This is a genomic window from Luteibacter sp. GL_149 (assembly GCF_057834065.1).
Genome location: NZ_CM174395.1, coordinates 1064786 through 1083652, shown reverse-complemented (window position 1 = coordinate 1083652; position 18867 = coordinate 1064786). Strand labels below are relative to the sequence as shown.

Annotated in this window: 17 protein-coding genes; 12 read left to right on the top strand and 5 right to left on the bottom strand. The window is 64.2% G+C overall.

Annotated features, from left to right (window positions below):
* Positions 1-134: 134 nt before the first annotated feature.
* From dapE to map, 5 genes are all read right to left on the bottom strand, one after another.
* On the bottom strand, positions 135-1265 hold the full coding sequence (gene dapE / locus AC3IR3_RS04790; RefSeq protein WP_489195867.1) for a succinyl-diaminopimelate desuccinylase: 1131 nt from the start codon (positions 1263-1265) through the stop codon (positions 135-137).
* 5 nt (positions 1266-1270) lie between these two features.
* Positions 1271-1621 (bottom strand): Spx/MgsR family RNA polymerase-binding regulatory protein, encoded by a 351-nt coding sequence (locus AC3IR3_RS04785; protein ID WP_489195866.1) that lies wholly within the window; start codon positions 1619-1621, stop codon positions 1271-1273.
* A gap of 15 nt (positions 1622-1636) precedes the next feature.
* Positions 1637-2464 carry a 2,3,4,5-tetrahydropyridine-2,6-dicarboxylate N-succinyltransferase gene (gene dapD, locus AC3IR3_RS04780; protein WP_489196880.1) on the bottom strand — a complete coding sequence of 276 codons (828 nt, stop codon included), beginning with the start codon at positions 2462-2464 and terminating at the stop codon, positions 1637-1639.
* Positions 2451-5105: a [protein-PII] uridylyltransferase gene (gene glnD, locus AC3IR3_RS04775; protein WP_489195865.1), complete on the bottom strand. Its 2655-nt coding sequence runs from the start codon at positions 5103-5105 to the stop codon at positions 2451-2453. The genes dapD and glnD overlap by 14 nt, the downstream gene beginning before the upstream one ends.
* 67 nt (positions 5106-5172) lie before the next feature.
* Entirely contained in the window at positions 5173-5940 is a 768-nt protein-coding gene (gene map, locus AC3IR3_RS04770; RefSeq protein WP_489195864.1) for a type I methionyl aminopeptidase, read from the bottom strand.
* A 370-nt stretch (positions 5941-6310) separates the two neighbouring features.
* Between map and rpsB the strand changes: the two genes are divergently transcribed.
* The 12 genes from rpsB to lpxA all read left to right on the top strand — a co-directional run bounded on the left by rpsB (position 6311) and on the right by lpxA (position 18828).
* Positions 6311-7150 carry a 30S ribosomal protein S2 gene (gene rpsB / locus AC3IR3_RS04765; protein ID WP_489195863.1) on the top strand — a complete coding sequence of 280 codons (840 nt, stop codon included), beginning with the start codon at positions 6311-6313 and terminating at the stop codon, positions 7148-7150.
* A gap of 80 nt (positions 7151-7230) precedes the next feature.
* Entirely contained in the window at positions 7231-8109 is an 879-nt protein-coding gene (gene tsf, locus AC3IR3_RS04760) for a translation elongation factor Ts (protein ID WP_489195862.1), read from the top strand.
* Positions 8110-8288: 179 nt separating this feature from the next.
* Positions 8289-9011, top strand: coding sequence for a UMP kinase (pyrH, locus tag AC3IR3_RS04755; protein WP_489195861.1), 723 nt, complete (start codon positions 8289-8291; stop codon positions 9009-9011).
* 85 nt (positions 9012-9096) lie between these two features.
* Positions 9097-9663 carry a ribosome recycling factor gene (frr, locus tag AC3IR3_RS04750; RefSeq protein WP_489195860.1) on the top strand — a complete coding sequence of 189 codons (567 nt, stop codon included), beginning with the start codon at positions 9097-9099 and terminating at the stop codon, positions 9661-9663.
* A gap of 17 nt (positions 9664-9680) precedes the next feature.
* Positions 9681-10421 carry a polyprenyl diphosphate synthase gene (gene uppS, locus AC3IR3_RS04745; protein WP_489195859.1) on the top strand — a complete coding sequence of 247 codons (741 nt, stop codon included), beginning with the start codon at positions 9681-9683 and terminating at the stop codon, positions 10419-10421.
* 14 nt (positions 10422-10435) lie between these two features.
* On the top strand, positions 10436-11257 hold the full coding sequence (locus tag AC3IR3_RS04740; protein WP_489195858.1) for a phosphatidate cytidylyltransferase: 822 nt from the start codon (positions 10436-10438) through the stop codon (positions 11255-11257).
* Positions 11257-12438, top strand: a complete 1182-nt coding sequence (locus AC3IR3_RS04735; RefSeq protein ID WP_489195857.1) for a 1-deoxy-D-xylulose-5-phosphate reductoisomerase — start codon at positions 11257-11259, stop codon at positions 12436-12438. Before AC3IR3_RS04740 ends, AC3IR3_RS04735 begins: the two co-directional genes overlap by 1 nt.
* A gap of 47 nt (positions 12439-12485) precedes the next feature.
* Positions 12486-13832, top strand: a complete 1347-nt coding sequence (gene rseP / locus AC3IR3_RS04730; RefSeq protein ID WP_489195856.1) for an RIP metalloprotease RseP — start codon at positions 12486-12488, stop codon at positions 13830-13832.
* Positions 13833-14054: 222 nt separating this feature from the next.
* Positions 14055-16460 (top strand): outer membrane protein assembly factor BamA, encoded by a 2406-nt coding sequence (gene bamA / locus AC3IR3_RS04725; RefSeq protein ID WP_489195855.1) that lies wholly within the window; start codon positions 14055-14057, stop codon positions 16458-16460.
* Between the two features lie 100 nt (positions 16461-16560).
* On the top strand, positions 16561-17592 hold the full coding sequence (gene lpxD, locus AC3IR3_RS04720) for a UDP-3-O-(3-hydroxymyristoyl)glucosamine N-acyltransferase (RefSeq protein WP_243649341.1): 1032 nt from the start codon (positions 16561-16563) through the stop codon (positions 17590-17592).
* Positions 17585-18058: a 3-hydroxyacyl-ACP dehydratase FabZ gene (gene fabZ, locus AC3IR3_RS04715; RefSeq protein WP_132146850.1), complete on the top strand. Its 474-nt coding sequence runs from the start codon at positions 17585-17587 to the stop codon at positions 18056-18058. The genes lpxD and fabZ overlap by 8 nt, the downstream gene beginning before the upstream one ends.
* Positions 18055-18828 (top strand): acyl-ACP--UDP-N-acetylglucosamine O-acyltransferase, encoded by a 774-nt coding sequence (gene lpxA, locus AC3IR3_RS04710; RefSeq protein ID WP_489195854.1) that lies wholly within the window; start codon positions 18055-18057, stop codon positions 18826-18828. The genes fabZ and lpxA overlap by 4 nt, the downstream gene beginning before the upstream one ends.
* The last annotated feature ends 39 nt before the right edge of the window (positions 18829-18867 follow it).

The following is an 18867-nucleotide window of genomic DNA, read 5'->3' as shown; positions in this document are numbered from 1 at the left end:
CGCTCCTGCGCAGGCAGGAGCCCAGCGCCGCGCGCCCGGTTTTCGCGACACCGTCCATTCGGGCTTCGGGAGCGAGACGACGCACTATCGCGAAAACCCACCGCACCGCAGCGACGTACCGGGCAAGGTCGCCCCTACCCCAACATCCGTTCGCAAATCGCCAGATAAAGGTCCGGCAACCGCTCCAGCTGATCCACCGCGACATTCTCATCCACTTTGTGGATCGTCGCGTTCACCGGTCCCAGCTCGATGACCTCGGCGCCCATCGGCGCAATGAACCGCCCGTCGGATGTACCGCCACCCGTGCTTTGCTCCGGATCGATGCCGCACAGATCCCGGCACACGGACACCACCACTTCGCGCAGCCTCCCGCCCGGCGTGGCCAGGAACGGGTGACCGGACAGATGCCAGTCGATCGCGAAATCGACGCCATGCGCGCGCAGGATGCCTTCGGCGCGTTCGCGCAACCCTTCCGCCGTACTTGCGGTCGAGTACCGGAAGTTGATCAGCGCCACCAGTTCGCCGGGAATGACGTTGTTCGCGCCCGTACCCGCGTTGATGTTCGACACCTGGAACGAGGTAGGCGGGAAATCGGCATTGCCTTCGTCCCAGCGCTCGCTGGCCAGCGCGGCGAGCGCCGGTGCGAATGCGTGGATCGGATTGCGCGCTTTTTCCGGATAAGCGACATGCCCCTGAATACCGTGCACCGTCAGCGTTCCCGAGAGCGAACCGCGACGACCCACGCGGATCAGATCGCCGAGCGTCTCCTTGGCCGAAGGTTCGCCCACCACGCACGCATCGATTCGCTGCCCCGTGGCGACGAAATGATCGACCATGCGACGGACACCATGCAGCGCCACGCCCTCTTCGTCGCTGGTCAGCAACAGACCGACGGTGCCCGCATGATCCGGATGCGCATCGACGAAGCGTTCGAGCGCGACAACCATCGCCGCGACCGAGCCTTTCATGTCCGCCGCACCGCGACCATAGAGCACGCCATCGCGAATCGTCGGTTCGAACGGAGGCGTAGCCCAACTATCTTCCGGCCCTGTCGGCACCACATCCGTATGACCGAGGAAAGCCAGTACCGGCCTGGCCTCGCCATGCGTTGCCCACAGATTGTCGACATCCTCGAAACGCAGGTATTCGACGTTGAAACCCCGCGCGGTGAGTCGCTGGCCGATCCGGTCGAGGCAGCCGGCATCGTCGGGCGTCACCGAACGGCGGCGGATGAGATCGCGGGTGAGGTCGAGAACGTCGGACATGTCGCTCACTTATCGAATCGCTTCTTGAACGCGTTATCCGTGAAACCCACCGTGACTTCGCCGCCGGTCACGACGACCGGCCGGCGGACCAGGGCAGGATATTCCTTCAGCAGCAGCGTCCATTCCGGATCGCTCTGCGGGTCCTTGCGCTGAGGAAGCAGCTGGCGCCATGTGGTGCCGCTCTTGTTCACCAGCTTGTCCCAGCCACCGACCTTCGTCGCCCATGTTTTCAGCGTCGCGGCCGGCACCGGACTGGCGCGGTAATCGATAAACGTGTGCGGTACGTCGAAGCGCGCAAGCCAGTTGCGCGCTTTCTTGCAGGTGTCGCAGTTGGACAGCCCGTAAATTTCCGTCATGACAAAAGAATCCGTTTATTCGCCGCTGCGTAAAAGCTCATTGATCCCCGTCTTGGACCGGGTCTGCTCATCCACCTGCTTCACGATGACCGCGGCATACAGGCTATGGCTGCCGTCCTTCGCCGGGATGCTGCCGGCGACGACAACGCTACCCGCCGGCACGCGGCCGTAGCTGATTTCGCCGGTCGCGCGGTTATAGATGCGAGTGGACTGGCCGAGGAACACGCCCATGCCGATGACGCTGCCTTTCTCCACCACCACGCCTTCGACCACTTCCGAACGCGCGCCGATGAAACAATTGTCTTCGATGATCGTCGGATTCGCCTGCAGCGGCTCCAGGACGCCACCGATGCCAACGCCACCGGACAGGTGCACGCCGGCGCCGATCTGCGCGCACGAACCCACCGTCGACCACGTGTCGACCATGGTGCCTTCACCGACGAAGGCACCGATATTGACGTAGCTCGGCATCAGCACGGCATCCTTGGCGATATGCGCGCCACGGCGGACAAGCGCACCTGGCACCACGCGCGCGCCGATATTGGCGAACTCCGTCGCATCGCCATCGGCGAAACGCAGGGGCACTTTATCGAACGCGGACGACGGACCGCCATCCACGACGCGATTGCCGTTCATGCGGAAGTACAGCAGCACGGCTTTCTTGAGCCACGCATTGACGGTCCAGCCACCCTTGCCGTCCGGCTCGGCGACGCGACGCTCGCCGGATTCCAGAAGGTCAAGCACCTGGTCCACGGCGGGACGGAGGCTGCTCTCGATTTCGGACTGCGTCAGATCGGTACGGCGTTCGAAAGCATCGTCGATCAGGGATTCAAGCGTTTGCATCTGCATGTATTGCGTTCCTGGCTTCGCCGCCGATCCGGCGCAGCAATACCTCGCGCAGGATATCCCTGCGTTCGGTCGATAGCGGCGCGTTCTGGCGGTCGGTCAATTGAAAGAAATCTTCGACGCGTTCGCCGAAGGTAGCGATGCGCGCATCATGCACGCGCACCTGCGCTTCGGCCAGCGCCTGCGCGACGGCGGCAAGCAGACCGGGACGGTCCGTGCACACCAGCGCCAGCTGGGTACGTCCGCCGGCATCGGCGAACTCGATGCGTGGCGGCATCTGAAAATGACGGAGATGGCGCGACAGGCTTCGCTTGGCGGGCTGCTGTCCTGCCGGCTGCAGCAGCGCGCGCTGCATGCGCAGGCGAAGTTCTTCGGCGCGCTGCAATGTAGCCGGCGCCTGCGTATCGGCTTCCAGCAACAGGAAGGTATCGAGCGCCATGCCGCTGTTCGAACCGAGAATGCGCGCCTCGACCACCGAAAAGCGCAGACGGTCGAGCATTGCGGTCACGGCAGCGAACAGGCCATCCCTGTCAAGGGTGTAGATAAAAAGCTCGGTACTGCCGCGAACGGAGAACGGGTGGACTTCCACCAACGGTGTCGTACCGCGCGCACGCAGGATGGCGGCGGTCTGCCAGGCGATCTGCTCGGGGCGGTGGCGCAGGAAGCTCGTATCGGGGAATTCGCCCCAGATGCGCGCGATGTCCGCGGCCGGTACGCGATCGGCAACCAGCATGGCCAGTGCCCGTTCGCGACACTCGCGAACCCGGACGCCGGCGTGCGCGGGCAACTCCAGATCGCTGCGCAACGCATAACGGGTCGCCGTATAGAGGTCCGCCAGCAACCGGTCCTTCCATGCGTTCCAGAGTTTCGGGCTGGTTCCGATGATATCGGCGACCGTCAGCAGGTACAGATGATCCAGCCGCTCCCAGTCGCCCACCACGCTTGCAAAACGATGCACGACGTCGGGATCGGTGATGTCCTGGCGCTGGGCCGTCGTACTCATCAGCAGATGCCAGCGGACAAGCCAGGCAACGAGATCGATGTCTTCGGCCGCAAGACCCAGGCGCGTACAGAACGCGCGGGCGTCTTCTTCGCCCAGCACGGAATGATCTCCGCCGCGACCTTTCGCGATGTCGTGAAACAGCGCGGCCAGCAGCAGGAGCTCGGGTTTCTCCATGGACGGCCATATCTCGCACGCGATCGGGAAATCGCGACGTGCCGAAGGATCGGCGAACCGGGCCACGTTACGCAGAACGCGCAGCGTGTGTTCGTCGACGGTATAGACATGGAACAAGTCGTACTGCATGCGACCGACCACACGGCCGAACGCGGGAAGGATCGCTGCGAGAAGCCCATGCCGGTTCATGCGCCACAGCGCTTCCACCGAGGGCGCGCCACGGCGAAGCAGCGCCAGGAAGGCTTCCAGCACATGCGGATCGTCGGCGAGCGTTTCGCCGTGAATGGATACGGCGTGCTGGATTCGCCGCATGGTCTCGGCCGTGAATCCGGTAATGCCGTTTTCGTCGAGCCGTGCGATGAATATCTCGACCAGCGCGGCGGGCCGATGCTGAAACAGATGCGGATTGCGCAGCGCCAGACGCGAGCCATAGCGCACGTAATCCGTGCCGACGGACTGGGGCTCGGCTTCCGGTTCCAGCATTTCCTCGAAACGCTCGACCAGTTGCACGCCGACCCGTTCGATCAACGTGGCGGCACGGTAATAGCCCTGCATGAACTGTTCGACGCCGAGGTTCTTTGCATGCTCGTCCTCGAAACCCAGGCGGGCGGCGATCGCGCGCTGGTAGTCGAACAGCAGGCGTTCCTCGGCACGTCCCGCTTCCAGATGCAGGGCGTAGCGATACCGTCGCAACGTCGCTTCGGCGCGGAGCAGTCCGGCGGCTTCGACGGGTTCGAGCAGGCCCTCGCCCACCATCGCATCGAAATCGGGCGCGCCAGCCAGACGCAGGCCAAGCCAGCGCAGGGCATCGAGCGTGCGCAGGCCGCCCGGACCGTCCTTGAGATTCGGTTCGAGGTTGTGGGCGGTATCGTCGTAACGCGCATGCCGGGCGTCGCGTTCGGCCAGACGCGCGGCGAGATAAGCGCGTGGCGGCCACAGCGCCGGATCGGCCAGAATGGCGCGCAACTGCGTGTCGAGGATCGGCTGACCGACCAGGCGGCGCGCATCGAGCATGCTGGTGAAGACGCTGGCATCGCTTTCCGCCAGCGCACGGCATTCCGGCACCGTGCGTACGGCGTGACCGGGTTTCATCCCGATGTCCCACAGACAACCGAAGAAACTCTCCAGCGCCTTCGACACGGCGGGCGAGGTCTCGCCGACCAGCGCCAGCAGGTCCACGTCCGAACAGGGGAACAACAGGCCGCGACCGAAGCCGCCGACCGCGAAGAGCGCGGCGGCCGCGATGTCGCCAAGACAGGCACCCCAGACATGCACCACGATGCGCTGTACCGCTTCGCCACGCCGACGGGCCAGCGCCGTCGCGTCCTCGCCGTCGCGGAAAGCCACGTCGAGGTCGCGATCGACATCCCCCAGCAACTGACGCAAGGCGCGTCGCGCCTCCGGGGAAACACCCGACCTGGGAACAACGGCGGGAAGGCGCGGAAGCGGCGGAAGCGTCACGTCGGGGCCTGCTCGGGTTGGGTGGTAACCGGCTGGCGACCTTCCGGTCGTCAGCCGCGCAATGACATCAGGCGGCGTCCGGCCACGGGGTGAGGATCTCGAAACCATCCTCGGTAACGGCAATGGTGTGCTCCCACTGCGCCGACAGCGAATGATCCTTCGTCACGACGGTCCAGCCGTCCGGGAGTTCCTTGGTCTGCGGCTTGCCGGCGTTGACCATTGGCTCGACCGTGAAGGTCATGCCGGCCTTCAGTTCCAGGCCCGTACCGGCCCGGCCGTAATGCAGCACCTGCGGCTCGTCGTGATAAACCTTGCCGATACCGTGTCCACAGTACTCGCGCACCACGGAAAAACCAGCGGCTTCGGCGTGTTTCTGGATAGCGGCGCCGACGTCGCCCAGCGTGGCCCCCGGGCGCACGGCCTGGATGCCGCGCATCATGGCTTCATGCGTGGTTTCGACCAGGCGCTTCGCCAGCACGCTGGGCGTGCCCACGAAGTACATGCGGCTGGTATCGCCGTGCCAGCCGTCCTTGATGACCGTGACATCGATATTGATGATGTCGCCGTCCTTCAGAACCTTGCTCTCGGTCGGAATACCGTGGCAAATCACGTGATTGACCGACGTACAGACCGTCTTGGGAAAGCCGCGGTAGCCGACGTTGGCCGGAATGGCTTGCTGCACGTTCACGATGTGCTCGTAGGCCAGGCGATCCAGCTCCCCGGTGGTAACGCCGGGCTTCACGTGGGGGACCAACATGGCCAGCACTTCGGCCGCTAGGCGCCCTGCGGCGCGCATGCCTTCGATTTCTTCCGGGGTTTTGGGAATAACTGCCATAGTGTCTCTGCCGTGAGGCTCGATTCGGCTCGGGGAAGGCCTTCAGATGGCGGCACGGCGCGGGGAAATCCACCGCCTTGTCGCCAGAACGCCCCTCGGGCTACAATTAGCGAGTTTTGCTGCCCGGCCAACCGCCTTTCATAAGGCTCCGGACACAAAGTCGAAGCGCGATTGTAACCGCACAGGGCCTTAAATAGCCCCGCACGGCCATCGCATTTAACGCCACACACGCATCGGCACCGCCTTCGGGGTGCCTCGTATTCCATCCGCCGCGAAACGCGCCGGACGGGCACGGGGTCGAAGCCGGGGATGCGTGGAGGTCCCAACCCCCACAGAACCGCTTTCATGCGGTTCGCCCAGGAGTAATTCCATGGCACAAGTCACCATGCGCGAGATGCTGGAAGCCGGCGTCCATTTCGGTCACCAGACCCGTTACTGGAACCCCAAGATGGCTCCGTACATCTTCGGCGCCCGCGGCAAGATCCACATCATCAACCTCGAAAAGACCCTCCCGCTGTTCACCGACGCGATGAATTTCCTGTCGGGCCTGGCGCAGAAGGGCGGCACCATCCTGTTCGTCGGCACCAAGCGCTCCGCCCGCGAAGCGCTGGCCGAAGAAGCCGCGCGCGCCGGTCAGCCGTTCGTCACCGCCCGTTGGCTCGGCGGCATGCTGACCAACTTCCGCACGGTCAAGCAGTCGGTTGCCCGTCTGAAGGAACTCGAAGCCGCCGAAACCGACGGTTCGTTCGAGCGCCTGGTCAAGCACGAAGTGCTGGCCCGCCGTCGCGAGCGCGACAAGCTGCAGAATTCGCTGGGCGGCATCAAGGACATGAATCGCCTGCCGGACGCGCTGTTCATCATCGACATCGGTCACGAAGACATCGCTGTGCAGGAAGCCCGCAAGCTGGGCATCCCGGTCATCGCCGTCGTCGATACCAACTACGATCCGGGCCTGGTCGACTACGCCATTCCGGGTAACGACGACGCCATCCGCGCCATCCAGCTCTACGCCCGTGCCGCCGCCGACTCCATCCTGGAAGGCAAGGCCGCCTCCCCGCAGCACGTCGCACGCGGCGATGCGAACGAGTTCGTCGAACTCGACGAGGAAGGCAACCCGGTCGCGAAGGAAGAGCGCAACGACCGTCGTGGCGCCCCGGCCAAGAAGGGTCCGGCTGGCCCGCGTCGTGAAGGCGGCCGCGGCCGCGCTTAAGCGCCCGCCCCGATCCTTCGGTTCCATCCGGCACCGCGGCAAGTCCGCCGCGGTGCCCACCAAATTCTGAGGAAATACACATGGCTGAGATCACCGCAAGCCTCGTCAAGGAACTGCGTGAGCGCTCCGGCGCCGGCATGATGGAGTGCAAGAAGGCACTCGTCGAAAACAACGGCGACATCGAAGCCGCGATCGACGCCCTGCGCAAGAGTGGCGCCGCCAAGGCCGACAAGAAGGCCGACCGCGTTGCCGCCGAGGGCCTGATCGCCGTCGCGCAGAAGAATGGCGTCGCCGTCCTGGTTGAAGTCAACAGCGAAACCGACTTCTCCTCGCGCAACGAGCAGTTCATCCAGTTCACCAAGGACGTCGCCAGTGTCGCCATCGAATCCGGCGCCGCCGACGTCGAAGCACTGAAGGCCGCCAAGCTCGGTAGCGCGACCGTCGAAGACGCCGTCAACGAGCTCACCCGGACGATCGGCGAGAAGTTCGAAGTCCGCCGCATGGCCAAGGTCGCGACCGACGGCGTGCTCGCCAGCTATTCGCACGGCGGCCGCATCGGCGTGCTCGTGGCACTGAAGGGTGGCGACGAAGCACTGGCCAAGGGCATCGCGATGCACGTCGCCGCGATGAATCCGGAATTCGTTCACGAGTCCGACATCCCGGCCGAGTACCTCGAGCGCGAGAAGGCGATCGAACTCGGCAAGATGTCCGAAAAGGAAAAGGCCAAGCCGGCCGAAATCCTCGAGAAGATCGTCAGCGGCAAGGTCAACAAGATCAAGGCCGAGAAGACCCTCGTCGGCCAGCCGTACGTGCTGGACACCGAGATCACGGTCGCCGAAGCCCTCAAGAAGGCCGGTGCTGAAGTCGTCACCGTCTCGCGCCTCGCCGTCGGCGAAGGTATCGAGAAGGTCGTCGACAACTTCGCCGAAGAAGTGATGAAGCAGGCCGGTCTGGCGTAAGCCGTTCCCGCTGGCAGCAGTACCCACGAAGGCCGCGAGAAATCGCGGCCTTCGCTTTTTGTGAAGGCGCCGGCTTTGACGCTCAGGCGAGTTGCAGGAGCAAGTGCAGGCCGCCTCCGCATGACCGCCCTACCCGTTACACTACCGCCGTTTTGCCTCACACAATCTGGAGATCCCCCATGAGCACACCGCTGAATCATCGCCGCATCCTGCTCAAGCTCTCCGGCGAAGCGCTGATGGGAACCGAGGACTACGGCATCGATCCGAAAATGATCGGCCGCCTCGCCAAGGAGATCCTCGAAGTCGTCGATGCGGGCGTCCAGGTCGGCGTCGTCATCGGTGGCGGCAACATCTTCCGCGGCGCAGGCCTCGCCGCTGCCGGCATGGACCGCGTCACCGGCGACCACATGGGCATGCTCGCCACCGTCATGAACGCACTGGCCATGCAGGACGCCATCGAAAAGCTTGGCGGCGAAGCCCGCACCATGAGCGCGATCAAGATCAACGAAGTCTGCGAGGATTTCATCCGCCGCCGCGCCATCCGCCACCTCGAGAAAGGCCGCGTCGTCCTGTTCGCCGCGGGCATCGGCAACCCCTTCTTCACGACCGACTCGGCCGCCGCCCTGCGCGCCGTGGAAGTGGGCGCCGACCTGCTACTGAAGGCCACCAAAGTCGACGGCGTTTATACGGCCGACCCGAAGCGCCACGCCGACGCCGAGCGCTACGAACACCTCACCTACAACCAGGTCATCGAACGCCGCCTGGAGGTCATGGACACGGCCGCTATCGCGCTGTGCCGCGACCATCGCCTGCCCCTGCGCATCTACGACATGACCGAGCCGGGCAACCTCATGCGCATCATGAAGGGCGACTCGGTCGGCACCCTGGTCGACGCCGGCTAAAGCGGGGTTTCCCCTTGCCCGGGACTAGCCCCGTGGCCCGCACTGCTATACTCGTCTGCTGACCAGATTCCACCGGGAAACGCCCATGTTCGCTACGCCCAACGAGATCCAGACCGATGCCAAAACCCGTATGGGCAAGAGCATCGACGCGCTCAGCCACGAGCTGAAATCCATTCGTACCGGCCGTGCCAATGTGTCGATTCTCGACAACATCAAAGTGCCCTACTACGGCACGCCGACGCCGCTCAGCCAGGTTGCCAACGTGTCGACCCCGGATGCCCGCGCACTGCTAATCAAAGCATTCGACAAGGCGATGATCGGTCCGATCGAAAAGGCGCTGATGGCTTCCGACCTGGGTATCACGCCAACGACGATAGGCATGGACATCCGCCTGAACTTCCCGCCCCCGACCGAAGAGCGCCGCAAGGAACTGGCCAAGAGCGTCGCCGGCAAAGGTGAAGACGCCAAGATCGCCATCCGCAACATCCGTCGCGAAGCGAATCAGCACATCGAAAAGCTTCTGAAAGACAAGACGATCACGGAAGACGACAAGAAGCGCGCGGACGACGACATCCAGAAAATCACCGACCAGTCCGTCAAGGAAGTGGACAACGTGGTGAAAGAGAAAGAAAAGGAGCTGATGGCGCTCTGAGCGCCATCGCGTCCCCCATGGCAGCAGGCCAGACCGCACGGGTACCCCGTCACGTCGCCATCGTCATGGATGGCAATGGCCGCTGGGCGAAAAAGCGTCTCCGCCCCCGCAGTTTCGGCCATCGTGCCGGGCAGAAAGCGGTGCGCGAAGCCGTGGAATTTTCCCTGCGGCGCGGTATCGAGTCACTGACCCTGTTCGCGTTCTCCAGCGAAAACTGGAACCGTCCGGCCACCGAAGTCGGCGCGTTGATGGAGTTGTTCCTGAAAGCGCTGGACAAGGAAGTGGACGAATTGCACGGCAACGGCGTGCGCATCCGCTTCGTCGGCGACCTGGAGGCTTTCGCGCCGGAACTGCGCGATCGCATGCTCGGCGCCATGAAACAGACCGCCGGCAACAGCGCGCTCAACATGAATGTGGCCGTGAACTACGGCGGCCGCTGGGATATCGCGCAGGCCGCGCGTCAGGCCGCCCTGGCCATCGGCCGGGGCGAGTTCCGGGCCGACGAACTGGACGAAACGCGCCTCGCCACCTATGCCTGCCTCGCGGATCAGCCACCGCTCGACCTGTTCATCCGGACGGGCGGCGAGCATCGCGTCAGTAATTTCCTGCTCTGGCAGCTGGCTTATGCCGAGCTGTATTTCACCGACACCCTGTGGCCCGACGTCGACCAGGCCTGCCTCGCCGAGGCCCTCGACGACTATGCCCGCCGCGAGCGCCGTTACGGGCGCACCGGCGAGCAGGTCGCCAACGCCAGCTGACGCCGAGAATTCCCATGCTTAGACAGCGCACCCTGACCGCCCTGCTGCTCCTGCCGCTCGTGCTGGCCCTCATCCTGCTGCCGCCGACCTGGCTGTTCGCGATCCTCGGGTCGCTTGCCTTCCTGGTCGCCGCCTGGGAGTGGAGCGCGCTTGCCGGCTGCCGCACGACCATGGGCCGCGGCATCGTGGTCGCCGGCGCCGCCGTATTGTTCCTGGCGCTCAACCTGGTCAGGACTCCTGGCGTACTCAACGTCCTCATCTTCGTGGGCGTCGCGTGGTGGATCGGCGTGCTGTTCTGGCTACGCAATCTCACCTTCGCGGCGGCTCCCAACGCCGAGAACCGCCTGCTCAAACTGGGCGTCGGCGTTCTGGTCGTCGTGCCTACGCTGGCGGCGGCTATCGCCCTGCACTCCAGCGAGCCGCACGGTCACTGGTGGATGCTGTTCGGTCTCGTCATCGTGTGGGCCGCCGATACCGGTGCCTACTTCAGCGGCCGCTTTTTCGGCCGTCGCAAACTGGCGCCGCGGATCAGCCCGGGGAAGACCTGGGCGGGCGTTTACGGGGCACTTGTCGCCGGCGCTTTCACGGCGTGGCTCGGCGGCTGGCTACTCGGCGTGCAGGATACCGACCGCATGCTCGGTCTCATCGGCCTGGGCCTGCTGACAGTCGCGGCCTCGGTCGTGGGCGATCTGTTCGAAAGCCTCCTGAAGCGCCACGCCGACGTGAAGGATTCCGGCACCCTGTTCCCGGGGCACGGCGGCCTGCTCGATCGCCTCGACAGCGTATTCGCCGCCCTGCCGGTCTTCGCGGCCGGCAAGCTCATCCTGGGCCTGTAATGACCACGTCCGTCGCCGTTCTTGGCGCCACCGGCTCGATCGGCACCAGCACGCTGGATGTCATAGCGCGCCATCCCGACCGGTTCCGCGCCAGTGTGCTGGTCGCCCATCGCAGCGTGGATGCGCTCGTCGCACTTTGCCAGCGATTCCGGCCCGATCTGGCGATCATCGCCGACGCCTCGCTCGGCGCGGAGCTGGCTCGACGCCTTATCGCCGCCGACGTGCGCTGCGATGTCGGCGCTGGCCCCGATGCCGTGATCGCAGCGGTCTCCGGATCGCTCTGCGACACTGTGGTCGCCGCTATCGTCGGTGCCGCCGGACTGGAATCGACGCTCGCCGCCGCACGCGCGGGCAAGCGGTTGTTGCTGGCCAACAAGGAATCCATCGTCTTGGCGGGGCCGTTGCTGCTCGACGCCCTGCGCGAAGGTGGCGGCGTCCTGATTCCGGTCGATTCGGAACACAACGCTATTTTCCAGTGCCTTCCCGGCGGCCGCCCCGACCTGAACAAGGCCGGCGTGCGCCGTCTGATACTGACCGCTTCGGGCGGCCCGTTCCGCGGACGCACCCGGGCCGAACTGGGCTCCATCACCCCCGATCAGGCCTGTGCCCACCCCAAGTGGTCCATGGGCCGGAAGATCTCGGTCGATTCGGCCACGCTGATGAACAAAGGTCTGGAAGTCATCGAGGCGCACTATCTGTTCGGCGCGCCCGCCGACGCCATCGACGTCGTGGTCCATCCGCAGAGCCTCGTCCATTCGATGGTCGAGTACCTCGACGGTTCCGTGCTCGCCCAACTGGGCAATCCCGACATGCGCACGGCCATTGCCCACGCATTGGCGTGGCCGGAACGTATCGAGGCCGGCGTAGCGCCGCTCGACCTGACCCGTAGCGGCCCCCTGGCTTTCGAGCCGGCCGATACCGATACCTTCCGTTGCCTGGCCCTGGCCTTTGAAGCCCTGCGAGCCGGCGGCGATGCCACGGCCATCCTCAATGCGGCCAACGAAGTGGCGGTCGATGCATTCCTGGCCGGGACCCTGCCGTTCCTGGCGATCGCGGAGGTCGTCGAACACGTCCTCGCGGAACTGCCGGCCGAACCCGTGGTCGATGTCCAGACGCTCGTCGCTCGCGACGCCGTCGCCCGCCAGGCCGCCCAGAAAGTGCTTCGCCGCGCTTACTGTTAAGCTAGGTCGACCCGAACCGCGATATTTCAAGAAGCGTCCCCTCGATAATGAGTCCCATCCTCGGTTCCGTGTTCTGGTTGCTGGTCACGCTTGGCGTGCTGGTGACCTTCCACGAATTTGGCCACTACTGGGTCGCCCGCCGCTGCGGGGTCAAGGTGCTGCGCTTCTCCGTCGGATTCGGCCGCCCGTTGTGGCGTCGCGTCGCGAAGGACGGCACCGAATACCAGATCGCCGCCATTCCCCTCGGCGGCTACGTGAAGATGCTCGACGCCCGCGAAGGTGATGTAGCCCCGGCCGATCAGGGCCAGGAATTCACCGGCAAGTCGGTTTGGAAGCGCATCGCCATCGTGGCCGCCGGCCCCGCGTTCAATCTCGTTTTCACGATCGTCGCCTTCTGGGCGATGTACATGATCGGCAAGCCCGACATCGTGCCGATCGTCACCGCCGCGCCGAACAGCATCGCCGCTCATGCGGGCATCCTTCCCGGCGATCGCATCGTCAGGATGGACGGTCGACCGACCGGCACGTGGAGCGATGCGACCGAAGTCCTCGCCAACGGCCTCCTCAATCGCGAACCCCTGCCGCTGCACGTTCAGGGTGCCGATGGGCGCCAGCGCGACGTCGTCCTGCCGCTGCAGGAGCTCGCGGCCGGCGAAGATATCGGCAAGGGCTTTACCGCTCTCGGCATGACGCTCAAGGCACCGCCCGCCATCATCGGCGTGGCCACCCCGGGCGATCCCGCAGCCACCGCCGGTATACAGGGTGGCGACCGCGTCGTCAGCATCAACGGCAAGCCCATCGCCGACTTCGAAGACTTCATGAAGGCCGTGCCAGAAGAAGCAGTGAAATCGCCGAAGCTGGCCTTCGTCGTCGAACGCAACGGCGCAACGAGGCAGCTGGACATCACCGCACAGATGAAATCCGTGCAGGGTCAGCCCGCCCGCTGGCTGGTCGGCGTCCTGCCCGTCCCGCTTCAGACGGCGACGCTGCGCTACGGCCCTGTTCGCGCCTTCAGCGAATCGCTGAGCGCCACCTGGGTCAACACCGCGACCACCTTCAACCTCATCGGCAAAATGCTGACGGGCCAGGCCTCGCCGAAGAATATTTCGGGCGTGATCGGCATTGCCCAGGTCGCCAACGACTCGGCCAGCCGCGGCCTGCCCTGGTTCCTCCAGTTCCTTGCACTGGTGTCCCTCAGCCTTGCCATTCTCAACCTCTTGCCCATCCCGGTCTTGGACGGCGGTCACCTGCTGTATTACCTTATCGAGTTGGTCAAAGGCAGCCCGGTCAGCGAGCGGACCATGATCGCCGGTCAATATGTCGGCCTGGCCCTCCTGTTCACGCTGATGGGGCTGGCATTCTTCAACGACATCCAGCGAATGTTGGTCTCGTGACGCCGATTGTCGGTTTTCACGGACCTTCGTCGCGATCGCGCTGTCCAACGGCGGCATCATCGGCTTACGCCGGCGGCGTCGCAGGGCGATCGAAGCACTATCCCGACCACCGGCGCCTGCGTGCCAGCGGTTATCTACTGCCGGGAACGATTCCGGTAGCGGCACCTCATAGGAAGATGGCCTCGTCCGCCATCGTCCAGAACTAACTCAACGGAATCGACGATGAAGCGTATCGCCGCCCTGATCCTGCTTGCCTCCCTGACCGCGAATGCACTGGCTTTCGAGCCCTTCGTCGTTTCCGATATCCGCATCGATGGTCTGACGCGTATCGCGCAGGGCACGGTGCTGAGCTATCTCCCCATTGAAAAAGGCGACACGCTAAGCGACGAAAAGGTACAGGCCGCTATCCGCGCCCTTTACCAGACGAAGTTTTTCAGCGACGTCGAGGTCGACCGCCAGGGTGACATCCTCGTCATCAAGGTCGTCGAACGTCCGGCTATCGCGAAGCTCACGCTACGCGGCAACAAGGACATCAAAGAAGAAGACCTGCGCAAGGGCCTGAAGGAAATCGGCCTGGCCGAGGGTGAAACCTTCGACCGCCTGTCCCTCGACCGTGTGCAGCAGGAACTGATCCGCCAGTACTACAACCGCGGCAAGTACAACGTGTCGGTCGAGCCGCACGTGACCAAGCTCGATCGCAACCGCGTCGCTATCGACATCGAAATTCGCGAAGGCAAAGCGGCGAAGATCAAGGAGATCAACGTCGTCGGCAACAAGGCGTTCACCGACAAATCGATCCGCGACGGCTTCGAATCCGACACCACCAACTGGATGTCCTGGTATTCGAAGGACGACCAGTATTCGCGTGAAAAGCTCAGCGGCGATCTCGAGAAGCTCAGCGCCTACTACATGAATCGCGGTTACGCCGACTTCGGCGTGGACTCGACCCAGGTGGCCATCAGCCCCGACAAGCGCGCCATGTACATCAGCACCAGCGTCAAGGAAGGCGAGGTCTATACCGTCTCCGACGTGAAGCTGCTCGGCGAACTGATCCTTCCGGAAGACACGCTGCGCAAGCTCGTCTTCATCCAGAAGGGCCAGACGTTCAATCGTGCCGCCATCGAAGCCAGCACCAATGCGATCAAGGGCATCCTTGCGAACATCGGTTACGCCTTCGCCAAGGTCACGCCGATTCCGAAGCTGGACAAGGACAAGCGCACCGTCGACCTCACCCTGTTCATCGAGCCGGGCAAGCGCGTCTACGTTCGCCGCGTCGTGTTCCAGGGCAATACCCGCACGGAAGACGAGGTCCTGCGCCGCGAAATGCGCCAGCTCGAAGGCGCGTGGTATTCGCAGGCCGCCATCGATCGCTCGAAAATCCGTCTGCAGAAGCTGGGTTACTTCAAGACCGTCGATATCGACAAGGCCCTCGTGCCGGGTACGGTCGATCAGGTCGACCTGACGGCCAAGGTCGAAGAACAGTCGGCCGGCAGCCTGATGTTCGGCGTGGGCTACTCGCAGTACTCGAAGATCATCCTCAGCGCCTCGGTGTCCCAGAACAACTTCCTTGGTACGGGCGACCGTTTCTCGGTCGGCGCGGAAACCAGCAACTACTACAAGCGCATCAACGCGAGCTACGTGAATCCGTATCTCACGGATAACGGCTTGCAGCTGGGTTACAACGTCAGCTACAGCAAGCTCGATTACGGCGATACCGATCTGGCGAACTACACGTACAGCACCAAGTCGTTCCAGACGACGCTGTCGTGGCCGATCTCCGACTTCGATTCCCTCTCCACCAGCCTCGGCGTCAGCAGCAACCTCATCAATTCGCAGGTCACCACGCCGCGCCAACTGGTGGCATACCAGGATGCCATCGGCAACCGTACGATCCATTCGTGGACCAGCAGCCTCGGCTACAACCACGACACGCGTAACGGCTACTGGGCTCCGACCCGCGGCGGCATCCTCAGCGCGTCCATCGAAGGTGCCCTGCCCGGTTCGACGGTGCAGTTCTACAAGCTGTTCGGCGAAGCCAATCATTACTGGCCGGTCGGTGGCGGTTTCGTGCTCTACCTCGACGGTCAGGTCGGTTACGGCAAGACCTACGGCCAGACCTACGCCAACAACGGCTACGATGCCGCCGGCAACATCATCTACCGCAAGGGCGACTCGATCGACTTTCCCTTCTGGGAGAATTACTACGGCGGCGGTGTTCGCGACGTTCGCGGCTTCCAGGACAATACCCTCGGTCCCCGCCTTTGCGACGGCGCGAGCGCATCGTCGGCGCCGGCGAAGGATGGCTCCTGCTCGGGTGGCTACTACAGTTACGGTCAGCCGATCGGTGGCGCGTTCAAGGTGCTCGGTACCGCGCAGGTCTTCCTGCCGCTGCCCTTCCTGAAGGACGTGAACACGGCCCGCGTTTCCTGGTTTGTCGACGTCGGTAACGTCTACAAGGACTATCAGTCGTTCAGCGCCAGCGAACTGCGCGCCTCGACGGGTCTGTCGCTGCAGTGGCAGGCACCGATCGGTCCGCTGATCATCAACTTCGCCGTGCCCATCCGTAAGAAGGATGAGGACAGCCGCTTCGTGGAACGTATCCAGTTCACATTCGGCAACACGTTCTAAGAAGTGTGTGAAGAGAGAAGCGTAAAGAGTCAGTAGAATGACGAGGTGGCAGGGCCAGGGGCCTTGCCACCTTTTTTTTGGGCGAGCGCCGGAGAATCACGTGAGCGGCAATCCGCAATACACCCTGGCTGAGCTGGCCGAACGCTTCGGGCTCGAAGCCCATGGCGACGCGGGCACCATCGTCGACGGTGTCGGCACGCTGGCGTCCGCCACATCGACCCAGCTCACCTTCCTGTCCAATTCGAAATATGCCTCGCAGCTGGCCGACTCCCAGGCTGGCATCGTCATCGTGGGTGCGGCCGACGTGGCATCCCGCAAGGGCGCCGCACTCGTCGCCGCCGACCCGTATGTCGCCTATGCGAAAATCGCCGCGCTGTTCGAGCATGTGGCCGCTGCGCCGCGCGGCATCCACGCCAGCGCCGTCGTGGCCGCCAGTGCACGTATCAGCCCGACGGCAAGCATCGGCCCCTGCTGCGTGGTGGAAGACGGCGCTGTCATCGAGGACGGCGCCGTCCTCGGCCCCCACTGCACCATCGGTCCTGGCTGCGTCGTCGGCGCCCATTCGCGGCTGGTCGCCCGCGTGACGCTGGTCATCCGCGTCACCCTTGGCCAGCGCGTACTGGTCCATCCGGGCGCCGTCATCGGCTCGGACGGCTTCGGCCTTGCCTTCGACCGCGACCACTGGGTGAAGCTGCCGCAGCTCGGTGGCGTGCGGATCGGCGACGATTGCGAAATTGGCGCCAACACCACTATCGACCGCGGCGCCCTGGACGATACGGTCCTCGAGGAAGACGTGCGCCTGGACAACCAGATCCAGATCGCCCACAACGTCCACATCGGCGCGCATACCGCCATGGCCGGTTGCTCGGCCGTGGCCGGCAGCGCGAAGATCGGCCGTTACTGCCTGATTGGCGGCAACGCCGGTATCCTCGGCCACCTCGAAGTGGCCGACCGCGTTACCATCACCGCGAAGAGCCTGGTGACCAGTTCGATTCGCGAGCCGGGCGAGTATTCGTCCGGCACGCCTTTGCAGGAAAACCGCCAATGGCGACGCAATGCGGCGCGCATGAAGCACCTGGACGAGTACGCGCGTCGCCTTGCGGCGCTGGAGAAGGACAGAGGAAATGACTGAACACCAAGCCGGCGTGACCCTCCCCGTGGACGTGGAGCAGATCCAGCGGCTGTTGCCGCATCGCTACCCGTTCCTGCTAGTCGACCGGGTTATCGAAATCGAGCCGGGCAAATCCATCGCGGCGATCAAGAACGTCACGATCAACGAACCGTTCTTCCAGGGCCACTTCCCCGGACATCCGGTCATGCCCGGCGTATTGATCGTCGAAGCGATGGCGCAGACGGCCGGCCTGCTCACGCAGATCACCAGCCAGATCGACGGCCAGAGCGGCAGCCCGCTGTTCTACCTGGTCAAGGTCGACAATGCCCGCTTCTCGGCAGTCGTCGCCCCCGGCGATCAGTTGCGACTGGAAGTTTCCCTCAAACGGCTGATCCGCGGTATGGGCCTGTTCGAGGCGCGTGCACTGGTCGATGGCAAGGTCGTGGCGTGTTGCGAACTGATGTGCGCCGCGAGGAGCGACAAATGATCCATCCCACTGCGCAGGTCGACCCCAGCGCCCGCGTCGCGGACAACGTCACGATCGGTGCCTACAGCGTCATCGGTGCCGACGTGGTCATCGGCGAGGGTACGGTCATCGGTCCGCACGTGGTCATCGAGGGACCGACGACGATCGGCCGCGACAACCGCATTTCGCAGTTCGCGTCCATCGGCGGCCCTCCGCAAGACAAGAAATTCGCCGGCGAGCGCACCGAAGTCATCATCGGCGACCGCAACCTGATCCGCGAATTCGTCACCGTCAACCGCGGTACGGGAGACGGTGGCAGCGTCACCAGCATCGGCAACGACAACTGGCTGCTCGCCTACGTCCATATCGCGCATGACTGCCACGTGGGCAACAACGTCGTGTTCTCCAACTACTCGGCGCTGGCCGGGCATGCCGAAATCGGCGACTGGACGATCCTGTCCGGCTATTCGGGCGTGCACCAGTTCTGCAAGGTCGGTGCCCACGCCTTTATCGGCATGGGTTGCCTCGTCGGTTCCGACGTGCCCCCGTTCGTGATGATGGCCAACGAAACACGCGGACGCCCGCGCGGCATCAACAGCGAAGGGCTGAAGCGTCGCGGCTTCGATACCTCGCGTATTGCCGCGATCAAACGCGCATACCGGACCCTGTACATGGCGGGTCTGCCGCTGGCCGAGGCTCGCGAGCAACTGCTCGCGCAGGCGGAAATCAGCGCGGACGTGCGTGAAATGCTCGACTTCCTGGATCGTAGCGAGCGCTCGCTGGCGAGATAAACGGGCAGCCTCCGCGCTGCCCGCTGTAACATCGCTTTC